The organism is Hymenobacter sp. UV11 (assembly GCF_004684095.1).
In the GTDB taxonomy this organism is placed as follows: domain Bacteria; phylum Bacteroidota; class Bacteroidia; order Cytophagales; family Hymenobacteraceae; genus Hymenobacter.
This window is the reverse complement of record NZ_SRII01000005.1, coordinates 1-15,214: the sequence shown is the minus strand read 5'-3', so window position 1 is coordinate 15,214 and position 15,214 is coordinate 1. Positions and strand designations below refer to the sequence as shown.

The 15,214-nt window shown below is 60.4% G+C and carries 12 protein-coding genes; 8 read left to right on the top strand and 4 right to left on the bottom strand.

Annotated elements, in window-relative coordinates; all coding sequences use genetic code 11:
• Positions 1 to 201 precede the first annotated feature (201 nt).
• From E4631_RS09800 to E4631_RS09785, 4 genes are all read left to right on the top strand, one after another.
• Positions 202 to 3,159, top strand: a complete 2,958-nt coding sequence (locus tag E4631_RS09800) for a PA14 domain-containing protein (RefSeq protein WP_133659041.1) — start codon at positions 202 to 204, stop codon at positions 3,157 to 3,159.
• Between the two features lie 190 nt (positions 3,160 to 3,349).
• Positions 3,350 to 3,892: a DUF2911 domain-containing protein gene (locus tag E4631_RS09795; protein ID WP_133659042.1), complete on the top strand. Its 543-nt coding sequence runs from the start codon at positions 3,350 to 3,352 to the stop codon at positions 3,890 to 3,892.
• Positions 3,893 to 4,029: 137 nt separating this feature from the next.
• A complete protein-coding gene (gene gpmA, locus E4631_RS09790; protein WP_133659043.1) occupies positions 4,030 to 4,719 on the top strand; it encodes a 2,3-diphosphoglycerate-dependent phosphoglycerate mutase in 690 nt (229 codons plus the stop codon).
• Between the two features lie 103 nt (positions 4,720 to 4,822).
• Positions 4,823 to 5,527: a PA2169 family four-helix-bundle protein gene (locus E4631_RS09785; RefSeq protein WP_133659044.1), complete on the top strand. Its 705-nt coding sequence runs from the start codon at positions 4,823 to 4,825 to the stop codon at positions 5,525 to 5,527.
• Between the two features lie 82 nt (positions 5,528 to 5,609).
• Here E4631_RS09785 and E4631_RS09780 read toward each other — a convergent pair whose 3' ends face one another.
• A complete protein-coding gene (locus tag E4631_RS09780; protein WP_133659045.1) occupies positions 5,610 to 7,331 on the bottom strand; it encodes a M28 family metallopeptidase in 1,722 nt (573 codons plus the stop codon).
• A 200-nt stretch (positions 7,332 to 7,531) separates the two neighbouring features.
• On the opposite strand from E4631_RS09780, the gene E4631_RS09775 reads away from it, so the two are divergent.
• Positions 7,532 to 7,723, top strand: coding sequence for an LPXTG cell wall anchor domain-containing protein (locus E4631_RS09775; RefSeq protein ID WP_133659046.1), 192 nt, complete (start codon positions 7,532 to 7,534; stop codon positions 7,721 to 7,723).
• A 233-nt stretch (positions 7,724 to 7,956) separates the two neighbouring features.
• Entirely contained in the window at positions 7,957 to 8,394 is a 438-nt protein-coding gene (yiaA, locus tag E4631_RS09770; protein ID WP_133659047.1) for an inner membrane protein YiaA, read from the top strand.
• Positions 8,395 to 8,461: 67 nt separating this feature from the next.
• On the opposite strand, the gene E4631_RS09765 is transcribed toward yiaA, so the two are convergent.
• From E4631_RS09765 to E4631_RS09755, 3 genes are all read right to left on the bottom strand, one after another.
• On the bottom strand, positions 8,462 to 8,800 hold the full coding sequence (locus E4631_RS09765) for a hypothetical protein (protein WP_133659048.1): 339 nt from the start codon (positions 8,798 to 8,800) through the stop codon (positions 8,462 to 8,464).
• Between the two features lie 64 nt (positions 8,801 to 8,864).
• Positions 8,865 to 11,177: a GH92 family glycosyl hydrolase gene (locus E4631_RS09760; protein ID WP_133659049.1), complete on the bottom strand. Its 2,313-nt coding sequence runs from the start codon at positions 11,175 to 11,177 to the stop codon at positions 8,865 to 8,867.
• A 102-nt stretch (positions 11,178 to 11,279) separates the two neighbouring features.
• A complete protein-coding gene (locus tag E4631_RS09755) occupies positions 11,280 to 12,632 on the bottom strand; it encodes an MFS transporter (RefSeq protein WP_133659050.1) in 1,353 nt (450 codons plus the stop codon).
• 294 nt (positions 12,633 to 12,926) lie between these two features.
• Between E4631_RS09755 and E4631_RS09750 the strand changes: the two genes are divergently transcribed.
• Together E4631_RS09750 and E4631_RS09745 are read left to right on the top strand one after the other, a co-directional pair.
• On the top strand, positions 12,927 to 14,171 hold the full coding sequence (locus tag E4631_RS09750) for a glycosyltransferase family 2 protein (protein WP_133659051.1): 1,245 nt from the start codon (positions 12,927 to 12,929) through the stop codon (positions 14,169 to 14,171).
• A gap of 31 nt (positions 14,172 to 14,202) precedes the next feature.
• The gene (locus E4631_RS09745; RefSeq protein ID WP_133659052.1) at positions 14,203 to 15,030 is read left to right on the top strand and encodes a polysaccharide deacetylase family protein; all 828 of its coding nucleotides are present in this window, start codon (positions 14,203 to 14,205) and stop codon (positions 15,028 to 15,030) included.
• Positions 15,031 to 15,214: the final 184 nt, after the last annotated feature.

The following is a 15,214-nucleotide window of genomic DNA, read 5'->3' as shown; positions in this document are numbered from 1 at the left end:
TTGCACTTTTTAGTAAATGGGTACTACCCGTTGGTACTAAATAAGTATTCTTAGAATAAACATGGTTTTTGGCATGTTGGCCGCTGAATAAGTCCTATCTTTCTGATATAAAAGGTCAGCGCTACATTCCATTAAATTCTTGGCTGGCAATAAACGGAACCCCATTTTCCCACCCTTCAGGCGCACTATGCTACCACCATTATGAAACAACTTTTCCGACTCCTGGGGCAACGCGCCTGGCTGTGGCTATTGCTGCCCAGCTTTGCGGCGCTTGGCCAAACTACCCCTACCCCCGTTCCCACCGCCGATAGCTTTATTCGGCCCTACACCGAAAACTTTCAGTTTGGAACCAACGGTGGCTACTACGGCACAAACTGGACCGACGACGACCTGGCCGGCATAGCGCAAAAAGCCGGCGTGCACACGCTGCGGCCCACGCTGCCCGAGTCGTTTGTGGAGAACTTCGGCTACAACATCCGGGAGGCTACCTTCAGCTCTTATGTCAATAAGCTGGGGATGAAGGAGATAACCTGCTTCATTGGCGGGCCCGCCGCCTGGCACGCCGACTTCACTACCTACCCCGGCTGCACGCAGCCGTCGAAGCTGTTCGGGCACCTCTACGACCCCATCTGGAACGCCGATGGCACCGTGAACCCGAATAACCTCTACGCCATCTACGTCTACAAGCTGCTCCAGATTTATGGCAGCCAGGTGCGGTTCTGGGAAGTGGTGAATGAGCCCGACTTCACCAACGGGGCCGATGCTTCGGCCTGGCTTACGCGGGCGCCTACCCCCGCCGAGCAGCTCAACACGCAGGCGCCTTTTTACCACTACGTGCGGATGCTGCGCATTACCTACGAAATAGTGAAAAAATACCATCCCGAGGCGTACGTTTCGACTGGGGGGGTAGGCAACCCCGAGTACGTAGATGCCCTGCTGCGCTACACCGACGAGCCCACCGCCGGCGCCGTAACCACGGCCTACCCCCGCACCGGGGGCGCGTACTTCGACGTGCTGAGTTTCCATGCCTACCCCAACTACGCCCTGCACTACTGGGACAACAGCCTCGGGGGCTTCCGCTACACCCGCACTTCCGACTACGCAGCTACCCGCGTTATTCAGTATAAGAATGAGATGGGAGCCGTGCTGGCCAAGTATGGCTACGACGGCACCAAGCACCCCGCCAAGCTCTACGTGCTCACCGAATCGAACGTGAGCCGCCGCACCTCCGACGACCGCATTGGCACCGACGAGCAGCAGCGCAACTTCAACATCAAAAACCTGGTGCTGCTGCAGAAAAACGGCGTGACCCAGTTCTACACCTACGCCATTGGGGAGGCGGTAAATGCGCCGGCCGCCACGCAGTCGGTATCGGGCGGCGACGAGCTGGGCCTGATGGGCATCTACCAGAACCTGTACACGGCCACGCCCGCCACCGTGAAGTTTACGATGGCCGGCCAGGCTTTCCTGAGCACCTCCAAGCTGCTCTACGGCTACGCTTATGACCCCGCCCGCACGGCCGCCCTAGCCCTACCCACCGCCGTGGAGGGCGCCGCTTTCAACAAAGCCGGCACCTATATCTACGTGCTGTGGGCCAAGGCCCTGGTGGATAACGTGGAGCAGGCGACGGCCACCTACTCGTTTCCAGCAGCCTTGAGCCTGGCTACCGTGAACCGCTACGAGTGGGACTACTCGCTCACGAATACCAACACCACGCAGGCGGCCCAAAACGTGGTCTTGAGCACGGTGCCTTCGTTCTTCGTGGCCGGTAGCGCGGCCCCGGTAGCCTGCACGGCCACGGGCACCATCCTGCGCGAGCAGTGGGACAACGTGAGCGGCTCCACAGTGGCCAGCGTGCCGGTGGCCACTACCCCCACCAGCACCAGCCAGCTCACCCAGCTGGAGTTCAACACCACCAATGGCTTCAACTACGCGGCGCGGGTGCGCGGCTACCTCTGCGCCCCGCAGAGCGGCGCCTACACTTTCGCCCTGACCGGCGACGACGATGCCGAGCTGTGGCTGAGCCCCGACACCGACCCCACCCACAAGGTGCGCATCGCCACCTGCAGCGGCTGGACGTCGGGCATCCACGACTACACCCGCTACGCCAACCAAAAGTCGGCTGCCATTACGCTGGTAGCCGGCAAGAGCTACTACCTCGAAGTGCTGCACAAGCAAAGCTGGGGCCCCGGCTACGCCTCGGTAGCCCTGACGCTGCCCGGCGGCACCACCGAGGCGCCGCTGGCCGGCAGCCATCTGTCGCCCTTCGTGGGCACTACCCCCCCCGTGGTGGTAGTACCGCCCGTAACGCCGCCCACCGGCGGCTGCTCGGCCACGGGCAGCATCCTGCGCGAGCAGTGGGACAACGTGAACGGCTCGCTGGTAACCAACGTGCCGGTGGCTACTACCCCCACCAGCACCAGCCAGCTCACGCAGTTTGAGGCCACGGGCACGGCCTTCAACTACGGAGCGCGGGTGCGCGGCTACGTGTGCGTGCCGCTAAGTGGCGCCTACACCTTCGCGCTCACCAGCGACGACGACGGCGAGCTGTGGCTGAGCCCCGATGCCGACCCCACCCACAAAGTGCGCATTGCCACCTGCCAGGGTTGGCTGTCGGGTATTCATGACTACACCCGCTACGCCGGCCAGCAGTCGGCCGCCATTACGCTGGTAGCCGGCCAGAAATACTACCTCGAAGCCCTGCACAAGCAGAGCTGGGGCCCCGGCTTCGTGTCGGTGGCCTGGACGCTGCCCAACGGCGTTACTGAGGCGCCGCTTTCCGGTACGCGCCTCTCGCCCTACGTGCCGGTTGCCGCGCCGGCACTGGTTGGCACGCCCCTCACGGCCAGCGCCGTGGGTAGCCTGACCGGCATCGAGGCCACGTCCCGCACGGCCAGCCCCGCTACGCAGCTCGCGGCCTACCCCAACCCCTTCACCCAGCAAACCACGGTGCAGTTTGGGGCTGCCACGGCGGGCCAGCTAAGCCTGGCCGTTTATAATGTAGAAGGCCAACTGGTGCGCCAGCTATTTGTAGGCGAAGGCCAGGCGGGCGCCATCCAGTCCGTTACCCTCGACCGGCAGAACCTCAGCTCGGGCCTCTACCTGCTGCGCCTGGTGACGGGGAGCAGCGTCGTAACCCAGAAGCTGACGCTCAACTAGCGCTCAGTCTTAATTAAAAGGTAAGCGTGGAGAGTTAAGCGTTAAGCAGGTGCCGCCAGGGCCCGTTAACGCTTAACTCTCCACGCTTACCTTTTAGGAGGGGGTAGGGAGCCAAACTTATTGCCGGGCTTACTACTTATCGCCTTGCTTACCGCAACTTACTGCCATTCACCTTCATTTCTTCCCCACCATGCGTTTCCTACCCCTCGCCGCGCTTGCCGGCGCTGCCCTGCTCACCTACGCCGCCCCGGCCCAGGCCCAGGACAAAATGCCCGAAGACAAATCGAAGCGCCCCAGCCCGCCGGCCGTGGTAAAAACTACCGTCGATGGCACCGAGGTCACCATCGACTACAGCCAGCCCTCGCTGAAGGGCCGCGCGGCATTTGGTGACAAGTCACCGCTGGCCCCAAATGGCGAGGTGTGGCGCACCGGTGCCAACGAAGCCACCACTTTCACGGTGAGTAAGGCCGTGAAAATCAACGGCCAGCCGCTGGCGGCCGGCACCTACGCGCTGTTCACCATTCCGGCCCCGGGCGAGTGGACTATCGTGTTCAACAAAACGGCCAAGCAGTGGGGCGCTTTTAAGTACGAGATGAAAGAGGATGCCCTGCGCGTGAAGGTGAAGCCCAAAACGCTGGCCGCGCCCGTCGAGCAGTTCACCATCACGGCCGATAAGTCGGGCAAGGTGGCGCTTATGTGGGCCAAAGCCGAAGCCGACTTTATGGTGAAGTAGCCGGTCTGCTTCACCTTGATTATAGAACGTCATGCTGAGCTTGCCGAAGCATTTCTACCACGCCATTTGGAATGTTCGGTAGAGATGCTTCGGCAAGCTCAGCATGACGTTCTTTTTTAATTTTTGCCTAAAAACCTATGGAGAAGCTCGTGCTTTTACGCCACGGCCAAAGCGTGTGGAACCTCGAAAACCGCTTCACGGGCTGGACCGACGTGGACCTCACCGATGAGGGTAGGCGGCAGGCGGCCCACGCGGGCCAGCTCTTGCAGCAACACGGCTACACCTTTGATATCGGCTTTACGTCGGTGCTTAAGCGGGCCATCAAAACGCTGGATATCACGCTCGAAAACATGGACCAGCTCTGGATTCCGGTGCAGAAGTCGTGGCGCCTCAACGAGCGCTTCTACGGCGCCTTGCAGGGCCTCAACAAGGCCGAAACCGCCGCCAAGTACGGCGAGGAGCAGGTGCAGCAGTGGCGCCGCTCGCCCCATGCCCACCCACCCGCCGTGCAGCCCGAAGACCCCCGCTTTCCGGGCCACGACCTGCGCTACCAGCACCTCACCTACCGCGAGCTGCCCCAAACCGAAAACCTGAGCGAGACGCTGGCGCGGGTAATGCCCTTCTGGACCGAAAAAATAATGCCTGCCCTGCGCCGCAACCAGAAGGTGATAATCGCCGCCCACGGCAACAGCCTGCGCGCCCTGGTACAGTACATCGACCACCTCAGCGACGAGGAAGTGACCCAGCTGGACATCCCAACCGGCGTGCCGCTGGTGTACGAGCTGGATGAGCATTTCAACCGCATCCGGCACTATTACCTCCAATAAAGGGGGGTAGGGGAGGATAGTAGCCGTAATAGATAATAATAACCTAACACATTAGGCAGCCTTGCCGTAAAACGCGTGTTTCTCTTTAACTCGATTTCAAGCAATGAACTCACCCGAATCTATTTCCGATGCCGCCGACAAGGCGAAAGACCTGTACGTTGATGCCAACGGCAAAGTAAAAGACCTCTACCAAGAGGCCGCCGACAAAAGCAAAAGCCTGCTCGATAAAGTGCCTACCCCCGTTAAGGATGCCGGCGCCAAAACGGCAGAGGCTTATAGTAAGCTCACTACCACCCAGAAAGCAGTGGGCGGAGCCCTGCTGGCCGCCGGCCTGGCTTACATTATTGCGCCCAAGAAAAAAGGCAAGGCCAAGCGCGCCCGCGTGGCGCTCGACCGCCTGCTGCTGTTCGTGAATGACCGCATCGAAGGCTACAAGCGTGCCGTGGCCGAAACCAAGGACGCCGAACTCAAAAGCTACTACCAGAAGTTGGTGGGCCAGAGTCAGAAATTTGCCAACAACCTGAACGACTACCTGACCAAAAAAGGGGGCGAGCGCGAAACCGGCACTACCCTCAAAGGCAAGCTCTACCGCAAGCTGATGGATGCGCAGGCCGCCGTGTCGGGCCGCGACGAAAAAGCCATCTTGGCCGCCAACGTATATGGCGAGCGCTGGGCCCTCAAAGCCTACAAAAAAGCCTTGCGCCGCAAAGCCATTAAAGGCAATGCCCGCGAGGCCATCAAGAAGCAGTACGCCGAGTCGAAGCAGACGTATAAGAAGCTCAAAGAGCTGACAGCTGCGCAGAAATAGGCTCACCAGAGGCACGTAGCCCCTCGCAAAAAGCCCCCGGCGTAATCCATACGCCGGGGGCTTTTTGATGAAGTAAAACAGCCTACTGGGGCCGGCTTTTCAGGCGCACGGCCCGGAACTCCGAGCCGGCTTTCCACTGCGGAAAAGTGGTTTCGGAGGCCAGCTTTTGGCCAATGCGGAAGAGCAGGCGGGCGTCCTGGGCGGCGCCGCGCAGGTCCCACTTGGGGTCGAACTGGTCGGAGGGCTGGTGGTAGTTCTTGGCCTCGAAGTCTTCGCGCTGCTTTTCGGCGAAGGCCTTGCCGTGCAGGCGGCTCTCAAACGAGCCGCTGGCGTAGAGCGCAGGCACGCCCACCTTCGCAAAGCTGAAGTGGTCGGAGCGGTAGAAGCTGCCCGTTTCGGGGTGCTGGTAGGGGATAACGTAGCGGTTCTGCTCCTTGGCGGCGGCGCGGGCGTAGTCGTCCAGCTCCGACTGCCCGTAGCCGGTAATCGTCACGTCGCGCATCGGCCCAAAGGCTAGCAGCTCATCCATGTTGATGTCGGCCACCGTGTTTTTGAGCGGAAAAATGGGGTGCTGCGCGTAGTAGTCCGAGCCCAGTAAGCCCTGCTCTTCGCCAGTTACGGCCAGAAATACGATGCTGCGCTGAGGCTGCTCCTTCGCCTGCTTAAAAGCCGTGGCGATGGCCAGCAGGCCCGCGCAGCCGCTGGCGTTGTCGAGCGCGCCGTTGTAGATAGAGTCGCCCGCAATGGCTGGGCCAATGCCGAGGTGGTCCCAATGCGCCGAGTAAATAACGTATTCCTGGGGCCGGGTAGTGCCGGGCAGCACGGCCACCACGTTCTTGGAAGTCTTGTAAGTGATTTTATTGTGCAGCGTCGTAGTCAGGTTCAGGCCCAGGTCTTTGCCCTTAAAGCCCGGCTTGTTGGCGGCGGCATACAAGGCGTCATAGTTCTGGCCGGCGGCCTCAAACATCCGTTTGGCCGCGTCGAGGGTCATCCAGCCTTCAAGGGCTACTTTGCGGGCGCCGTGGTCGGGCGTTTGGGGGTGCAGCTTGGCGCCGCCGTTGCTGCTTTGCACCACCGTCCAGGGGTAGGAGGCCGGCTTGGTGTCATGAATGATGACCAGGCCGGTAGCGCCGTGGCGGGCGGCCTCTTCGTACTTGTACATCCAGCGGCCGTAGTACGTCATTTCCCGGCCCTTAAACAGCGTAGTGTCGGTGCCCGCGTTGCCGGGGTCGTTGATGAGCACCACCACCGTCTTGCCCTTCACGTCGAGGCCGGCGTAGTCGTCCCACTTGTACTCGGGGGCCGTCACGCCGTAGCCGGCGAATACCAGCGGCGAATTCTTGATTTCGACCGTCGGCTTTTCCTGCTCGGTCAGGAACATGAAATCGGTGCGGTACTTCAGGCTGAGCGATTTGCCCTGGCCCGCGATGGTGGCCACCGAATCAGGCCGGCCGGTAATCTCCACCAGCGGCACCGGCTGGAAGTAGCTGCTGCCGTTGCCCGGCTTCAGCCCCAGCTTCTTAAACTCGCTGGCCAGGTAGGTGGTCGCTTTGTCCTCGCCCGCCGTAAACGGCCGCCGGCCCTCAAACTCATCCGAGGCCAGCACCTTGATGTGCTGAGCCAGCAACGCCGATGTGATGCCGTCATTCGGCGTGGGCACGCTGGCCGTGTCGGTGGGCGCAGCCTCGGTGGGCTGGCCAGTGGCGGCAGTATCGGAGGAGGAAGAAGACTGGCCCTGGCAGCTGGCCAGCAGCAGGCCGGCCGCCACCGGCGCCAGCCAGGGGGGTAGGGAAGAAAAACGCATGATGACAGCTTAAGTGAAACGCAACAGGTGCGGCCGCGAAAGTAGGGCGCAAAAGGTGGTGAAAGTCTGAGCCCCGCCGCCGCCTGCCAGAACGAATGTGTTTTGCGTCAGCTGCCGCCGCTTTTCAGCAGCAGGTAAGAAAACGCTGCCCGCCCTACCCCCGTAAAAAGGCCACATTCACCTTTAACCTGATTTCACTCATGAGCGATAACCAACCAAGCGGCACCCTGGGCGGCATGCTAGCCAGCCTGTTCCGCGGCAAAACCAACGACGACGGCACCACCGGCGGCTTCACGTCCAAGCACAAAGTGCTGAGCGGCGCGCTGCTAGCGGCCGGCGCCGCCTACCTCTACAAGCGCAATAAAAATAAGCAAGCTGCATTTGGTAGCTAAGTAACGCAGGCTGTCCGAGCTATAAGCCCTGTTGCGGTTGGTTGTCATACCAGCTACAACAGGGCTTTGCTAATGTCAGGTAGTATTAGCGTATTTGTCGCTAATTAATAGGGTTTCATGGTACAAACGAGGGGACTTTTTATCGATTGTAAAGTCCGATGAAATAAAAAGTTAGTTTTTAACTCCGTGAGGTGACCTCCTACTTTTGACCCATACTTCACGCCTCATCAACCATGTCACCTGCTCCCGTTACTGCCGCCCGCCCTTCCGCCGCCTTCATTGCCGCCTCCTGGTTTGCCCTGCTTGCGGGCATGGGCGGCTTTCTGATAGGCCTCTGGAACGCCACGATGGCGCTCAATGAAAAAGGCTACTACTTTACCGTGCTGATGTTCGGCCTGTTTGCCGTTATCTCGCTCCAAAAAACCGTGCGCGACCAGCTGGAGAAAATCCCCGTTACGGGGCTCTACTACGGCCTGGCCTGGTTTGCCACGCTGCTGACCATTCTGCTGCTACTAGTGGGGCTTTGGAACGCTACCCTCACGCTCAGCGAAAAAGGCTTCTATGCCATGTCCTTCCTACTGAGTCTGTTCGGCGCCATTGCCGTGCAGAAAAACACGCGCGATATGCGTCTGGTGCCAGGCGGTGCGGCTATGCCTGGTGATAGCGAGTAGAACGAACGCTCACTAGCCCTGCTCCAGCAGAAAAAGCCATGGTTTTACATCGTGGCTTTTTTGGTTTTTACTCTTTCGGCTTGTAGTAATAAGGCGGGTTAGGATTAATTAACTCGGTGGTTTCCCAACCCATTTTATCACGTATATCTGCGGGTAGATAATCCCAGAGCATGTGATAGTTCATTCTATGTATCAAGGAATAAGCGCCACTATTGATGTTGCCAATATATTGCTCCACGTCTGCTAAAGAAGGATAGTGCATAGGCTGATGAAAGAATTGATTTAACTCGGATATCGATTTGGTTATAAAAACTAAATCTCGTAAGCTAATTTCGACTTTTTGGTCTGGGTCAATACTGTCCAAGCCGTAAAAAACTTGGTCTTCTACTGAAGTGTACTCTTGCATAATGATTGAGAATAGAAGTTGAAGTACCTGCATTTGAAATAGTAGATAGTGGCACCAACGTAGCTCACTTCCGTGCCGGCCTACCCCCCATCACAAACTCCAGCGTGCCGCCCTGGCGCACCTCATTCACCGGCAAAAACGGCCGCGTCAGTAGCTTGCCGTTGAGGCGGGCCGACTGCACGTACACGTTTTTATCATTCTGGTTTTTAACGCTGACGGTGAAGGTTTTGCCGTTGCCCACTTGTAGCACGGCGCCGTGCACGGCGGGGCTACCGAGCGCGTACTCGCCCGAGGTGGGGGCGACGGGGTAGAAGCCCAGCGCCGAGAAGATGTACCAGGCCGACATCTGGCCGCAGTCGTCGTTGCCGCCGAGGCCGTCGGGGCCCTGGTGATACATCTTATTCAGTATCATGCGGATGCGGGGCTGGGTTTTCCAGGGCTGGTCGGTCCAGTTGTAGAGGTAGGCGGCGTGGTGGGCGGGCTCGTTGCCGTGCACGTAGTTGCCGATGATGCCGTCGCGGGTGATGTCCTCGGTTTCGGCGAAAAACTTGTCGGGCAAGGTCATCGTGAAGAGTGAGTCGAGGTGGGGCACGAAGCGTTTGCTACCCCCCATTTTGGCGATGAGGCCGGCCGGGTCGTGGGGTACGTAGAGGCTGTAGTTCCAGGCGTTGCCCTCGATGTAGGCGGGGTCGGAGGTGGTCAGCACGTCGAATTTCTCGCGAAACGCGCCGCTGCTCAGGCGCGGGCGCATGAAGCCGATGCGGGCATCGTACACATTCTGCCAGTTGGTGGCGCGCTTACAAAACTCCTGCTCAATGTCCTTGCGGCCCAGCTTCTGGGCGGCCTGCGCAATGCAATAGTCGTCGAAAGCGTATTCCAGCGTTTTCGATACGGAGGCGCCGCTTTTGTCCTCGGGCACGTAGCCCTTGTCGATATACAGCCCCAGGCCGTCGTACCAGCGCTGGCGGGCGGTGGTGATGCAGGCGTCGAGGGCGTGGTTTTGGTCGAAAGGTGCGTTGCCGAGCACGATAGCATCGCAGAGTACGGGCACCGCGTGGTAGCCAATCATGCACCAGTTTTCGTTGGCGTAGTGGCTCCACACGGGCAGCATGTGCTCGGCGCTTTGGTCGAAGTGGGCCAGCATGCTCTGCGCCATGTCGGCGTTGCGCCGGGGCTGCACCAGGTTGTAGAGCGGGTGCAGCGCCCGGTAAGTATCCCAGAGTGAGAAGGTGGTGTAGTTGGTGAAGTCCTTAGCGGTGTGCGTATTCTGGTCAAGGCCGCGGTACTGGCCGTCCACGTCCTGGTAAATGGTAGTGCCGATGAAGGCGTGGTACATGGCCGTGTAGAAGTTCTCCTTATCGACCCGGCGCGGCGAGCTGATGGTGATTTTACTCAGCTCCTGCTGCCACTGGCCCTGGCCCTGGCGCTTGTAGGCGGCGAAATCCCAGCCGGGTGCCTCGGCGCGCAGGTTGGCCAGCGCGCCGGCCGTGCTCATGGGCGAGAGGGCCAGTTTCAGCTTCACCTGCTCGCCGGCCGTGGTGGGGCCAAAGTCGAAGTGCAGGCGCAGCTGGTGGGCGGCGAGGTCGGGCCAGTTATGCTGCTGGTCGAAGCGACCCCAGAAACCCCGGTAGGCCTCTTTTTTATCGTAGTTGCGGCTGCCGTAGGTGTTGAACGGCCGCGAAAAGCTGAGTGCAAAGTACACCGTGCGGGTGCGGCCCCAGCCGTTGGTTTGGCGGTAGCCGGTTACGAGCGAGTCGTTTTCAACCCGCACGAAGGTCCACACGTTCTTGTCGGGATAGTTGTAAATCCCGGCCATCAAGTCGAGGATGATGTGCGACTCGGCGGCCTGTGGAAACGTGTACTGGTGGATGCCCACGCGGGTCGTGGCCGTGAGTTCGGCCAAAATATCGTGGTCGGCCAGCCGCACTTTGTAGTAGGCCGGCTCGGCTACTTCCGTGGCGTGCGAGTAGGCCGAGCGGTAGCCGCTGCGCGGCCGGTCGGCGGTGCCAGGGTTGAGCTGGAGCGGCCCGGTGGTGGGCATCACCAGAAAATCGCCCAGGTCGGAGTGGCCCGTGCCGCTGAAGTGCGTGTGGCTGAAGCCCACGATGGTGGGGTCTTGGTACCGATAGCCGGCGCAATACGAATAAATCTCGGGGTTATACTTGCCGTTTTGCTCGTAGCTGATGGTGTCGGTATCGGGCGAGAGCTGCACCGCCCCGAAGGGCACCGTGGCGCCGGGGTACGTATGGCCCATCTTAGCCGTGCCCACCAGCGGGTGGGCGTATGGCACCAGGTTTTCGGAGGGGGTAGGGGCCGGGCGCTGGCCCAGCGCCGCGAGAGGGAGCGTGACTAGTACGGCCAACAAGAATTGCTTCATGCGGGCAAAGTAAAGGCACTGGGCTTGCCCAGTGCCTTTACTTTACTCCATACCCCTTCAGTGCAAAACCGGGGGTAGGCGGCCTAAGGATAAAAAAGCGACTCAGTCGCGCTGCACTTTGTAGAACTTGGCGCCATACAGAAACACCATCGCGTAGCAGATAATGGGTAGGTAGTAGGCATGCGCCACGCTGGTATTGGCCACCGGCCCCATCACAAAGCGCGGAAACAGGGCCGCGCCCACCACGCCCATCACGATAAAAGACGAGGCCAGCTGCTTGTGCCGACCCAGGTCTTTCAGCCCCAGGCTGTAGATGGTGGGAAACATGATGCTGAAGAAGAAATTGAGCCCGATAAGCGCCCCAAACGATACCCAGCCCCAGTGCTGCGCCACAATAAGGCACATGCCGATATTGGCCAGCGCGGCGAAGGCCAGTAGCCGGTTGGGGGCAATAAACTGCATGAGGTAGGTGCCCAGAAAGCGGCCCAGCATCATGCCTACCAGGCTCAAGGAGAAGAAGTAAGCCGCTACGTCGTTGGCGAGGTGGGGTAGCCCCGGCACCAGGCCCACAGTGCGGCTCAGGAGCGTGCCCACCTGCCAGAAGCCCTGGATGGCCGGGCCCGGCTGCAAGGCCATGTAGTCGGTGCCGTAATTGATGAAATAGGCCCAGGTGCCCCCCTGGGCCGCCGTGTTGAAGAGCTGGGCCACGCAGGCCCACACAAAATGCTTGTGCTGAAACAGGCTTTTGTCGGCCGCCAGGTCGGTGGGCGTTTCGTTGGGGGCGCCCAGGCGCGTTTCGGGGGTGTGCTCGGCGTTGAGCTGCGGTACTTTCACGAAGGCGAAGGCCAGCCCAATGCTGCCGACCACCGTGCCGATAATGGTATAGAGTACCTTTATCGAGGATAAGTCGCCGGCCGCGTGGGTGCCCCGCAGAATGAAATACCCGCCAATGAGCGGCCCCGACACCGCCCCAATGCCGTTGATGGCGTGCGAAAAAGTGATGCGCCGGTCCGAGCTGGCGGGGTCGCCCAGGCCATCCAGAAACGGGTGCGCCACGGCTTCGAGCGTGCCCAGGCCGCAGGCCAGCACAAACAAAGCCGCGAGCAGGAGCGCAAATGAAGCCGCGTTGGCGGCCGGTATCATCAGAAACGCCCCGGTGGCATACAGGCCCAAGCCCAGGATAACGCCTTTCTGGTAGCCGAAGCGCTTCATAAACCAGCCAGCGGGCAGGCCCATTATAAAGTACGCCCCAAACGTGGCGGCCTGCACGTAGGCCGAGTTAGCCTTGCTAATATGCAGCACTTCCTGAAAGTGCTTGTTGAGCACGTCGGCCATCGTTACGCCCAGGCCCCAGAGCATAAACAGCGACACTACGAAGCAAAAAGTGAGCAGGTAACGTCGTTCGGTAAAGGGGGGGGGGGTAGGGGCTAAGGGTCGGGGAGTAGCAGTTTGCATACAGTAGGACGTGGAAAAGAAAAAAAAGGGCGGATTCAAGAATTTGTGCAAAAAAACGGAATAAGTAAAATCAAAGCGGAATTTATAGCACAAATCCTTTATTCCTGGCACCACACTTGTAGCTCTGCTAAGATGAGGATTTAGTAAAATGTTTAAAACCCGCACTTAACCCCCTAAAATCTGAAAATGGACTTAAACGAGAAGGTAGGCCTGTTGGCCAAAATATTCGTAATTGCAGTCAGGTCAGTGTGTCAACCACAATCCTTTTTGGCAACTTCGTACTAAAGAAGCATTATGTCTGACCTATACCTATTTAATCTCGAGCTTCTTAGCCAGCTAATAAGAGGATTTATGTATGCAGCACAGGCGTATGTGCTGTTATTCTGCGCCTATGTTTTTGCACCTATGCTGCTTTACCTGCTTTTTTCCCGGCGTATAAATCAGCTTTTTCGTAATCAGCCACCCGCCGCTGCCCAAACAGACTTTATTCTACTTATACCCGCTCACAACGAAGAAGTCCTATTGCCGGCACTTCTGTCCAGCATTCACCGGCTTAGCTACCCAGCCGATAGATTTCGGACGGTAGTAGTGGCCGATAACTGCACAGACCGCACGGCGCAGCTAGCCCGCCAGGCCGGCGCCGAGTGCCTGGAGCGCCATACTGCCTACCCCTCCGATAAGTCGCAGGCGCTGCACTACGCGGCCGAGCAGCTTGGGCTAGTGGCCCCGTTTTCGGCCGCCGTTGTGTGCGTGCTCGATGCCGATTGCCAGCTCGACCCGCACTTTTTAACCGAGCTCGACCGGCAGTTTGCCCAGCCGGGCGCGGCCCCGGTGCTGCAGGCCAGCCGCCGGGTCGGCAACGCGTTCGAGTCGGACGTGACGGTGCTTGACGCCGCCGCCGAGGCGATGCGCCAGCAAGTGATGTCGGGCACGCGCCGCCTGCTCAATCTGGAAGCCTTCATTTGCGGGCTGGGGTGCTGCATGCGCGAGGAGCTATTTGCCCAGCTGATGGCCCTGCCCGTATCGTCGCTGGCCGAGGACAAGGAGTGGAAGGCCTACTTTGCCAAGCACCAAGTACCGGTTATGTACTGCCCGGCCGCCAGCCTAAGTTACCAGACGGTGGGCGACGGAGCCGCGTTTCGCAAGCAGCGGCGACGCTGGATTTCGGGCCACCTTGCCTCGGCACGGGCCCACGGCCTCCCCACGCTGTGGCAGGCCCTACGGCGCGGTAACCTCTCGCAGCTCGATTTCGCTTTTGACCTGCTGCAGCCGCCCCGCTCGGTACTATTGCTGGCAACCGTGCTGTTTGGAGTAATGGCCTGGGCATCAGATGCGTGGTCGCTGGTAGGCGCCTGGCTCTGGGCGGCCTTAGCGGTGGCCTTGCTGAGCTACGGAGCCCTGGGCCTGCGCCTGATTGGCGCCGCGCCCCGGCACTTCTGGGCCATGCTATCGGGCGCGCGCTTGGTAGTGGGGGTAGCTAAATCGGTTGCCTTGGTTTTGACTGGTCATAAAGAAAAAGAGTGGAAGGCTACGCGCTAGCTCGCCCGCGCTATTCCCGTAGCTTGCACCCATGCCGCATCCGCAAGTCCATGTTTTAATGTACCACGCGCTGGTTGGGCGGCACGAGCCGTATATGGCCGATGTGCACGTGGAGGCAGCCCGCTTTGCCGAGCAAATGGCTTGGCTGGCGGCCTCCGGGCACCGGGTGGTGGCGCTGGCGGAGGTGCCGGCCATGCTGGCTGGTACCTCTGCCAGCGGTGCGCTGCCCGCCGTGGCAATTACCTTCGACGACGGGTATTACTCGCTATACGACCAGGCCCGGCCCATCTTGCAGCGCTACGGCTTTCCCGCTACCCTCTTCCTGACGACCGACGCGGTGGGCGAGCCCAGCTACGCCAGCCAGGGCGAGTTTGCCCAGTCGGCCCCGGCCGGCGACCGCCCCCTGAACTGGCCCGAGCTGCGGGAAATGCAAGCCGCGAGCTGGGCCATTGAGGCGCACGGCGCCAGCCACCGGGCGCTGGCCGGCCTACCCCCCGCCGCGCTCGCCAAAGAGCTGCGGAGCAGCCGGGCCGCCATCGCGCAGCACCTGGGGTATGAGCCGCGCTACGTGGCGTTTCCCTACGGCAGCTACGACCGCCACACGCTGCGCGCGCTGGCCCCGACGGGTTATGAGGCGGGCTATTCGGTGCACGGTGGCCCCGCTACCCCGGCCAGCGACCCGCGCCGCCTACCCCGGCTGGAGCTCACGGCTGCCTGCCAGCTGGAGGAGTTTCGGCGGCTCGTGGCAACGGGCTACCCCTCTGGAGGGGCGCGGGTGCGCGCCGAGCTGCGCAACTGGGCCTACCGGGCGCCGCTGGTGAAGGATGTGCTACTGGGCCTGGGCCGTTGGCGGCCCTAGCGCAGCCTGGAGGCTGAATAGCATCGGGATGGCGCTCTGCTAAATAGGGTGCTTAGGGGCTACTTGCCAAGCTCGCGCTCGTTACTGCAGGGCAAAAGCACCAAAAGGTTAGTTAGCGTCTGGGGACTGAGGAGCTAATTGGCAGAGCAGTTGTCGGAGATAGTCATCATCACGCGCCGCTTTC

Coding starts and splice junctions, on each gene's coding strand:
- E4631_RS09800 (WP_133659041.1), top strand. CDS start 202: ATGAAACAACTTTTCCGACTCCTGGGGCAACGCGCCTGGCTGTGGCTA.
- E4631_RS09795 (WP_133659042.1), top strand. CDS start 3,350: ATGCGTTTCCTACCCCTCGCCGCGCTTGCCGGCGCTGCCCTGCTCACC.
- gpmA (WP_133659043.1), top strand. CDS start 4,030: ATGGAGAAGCTCGTGCTTTTACGCCACGGCCAAAGCGTGTGGAACCTC.
- E4631_RS09785 (WP_133659044.1), top strand. CDS start 4,823: ATGAACTCACCCGAATCTATTTCCGATGCCGCCGACAAGGCGAAAGAC.
- E4631_RS09780 (WP_133659045.1), bottom strand. CDS start 7,331: ATGCGTTTTTCTTCCCTACCCCCCTGGCTGGCGCCGGTGGCGGCCGGC.
- E4631_RS09775 (WP_133659046.1), top strand. CDS start 7,532: ATGAGCGATAACCAACCAAGCGGCACCCTGGGCGGCATGCTAGCCAGC.
- yiaA (WP_133659047.1), top strand. CDS start 7,957: ATGTCACCTGCTCCCGTTACTGCCGCCCGCCCTTCCGCCGCCTTCATT.
- E4631_RS09765 (WP_133659048.1), bottom strand. CDS start 8,800: ATGCAAGAGTACACTTCAGTAGAAGACCAAGTTTTTTACGGCTTGGAC.
- E4631_RS09760 (WP_133659049.1), bottom strand. CDS start 11,177: ATGAAGCAATTCTTGTTGGCCGTACTAGTCACGCTCCCTCTCGCGGCG.
- E4631_RS09755 (WP_133659050.1), bottom strand. CDS start 12,632: ATGCAAACTGCTACTCCCCGACCCTTAGCCCCTACCCCCCCCCCCTTT.
- E4631_RS09750 (WP_133659051.1), top strand. CDS start 12,927: ATGTCTGACCTATACCTATTTAATCTCGAGCTTCTTAGCCAGCTAATA.
- E4631_RS09745 (WP_133659052.1), top strand. CDS start 14,203: ATGCCGCATCCGCAAGTCCATGTTTTAATGTACCACGCGCTGGTTGGG.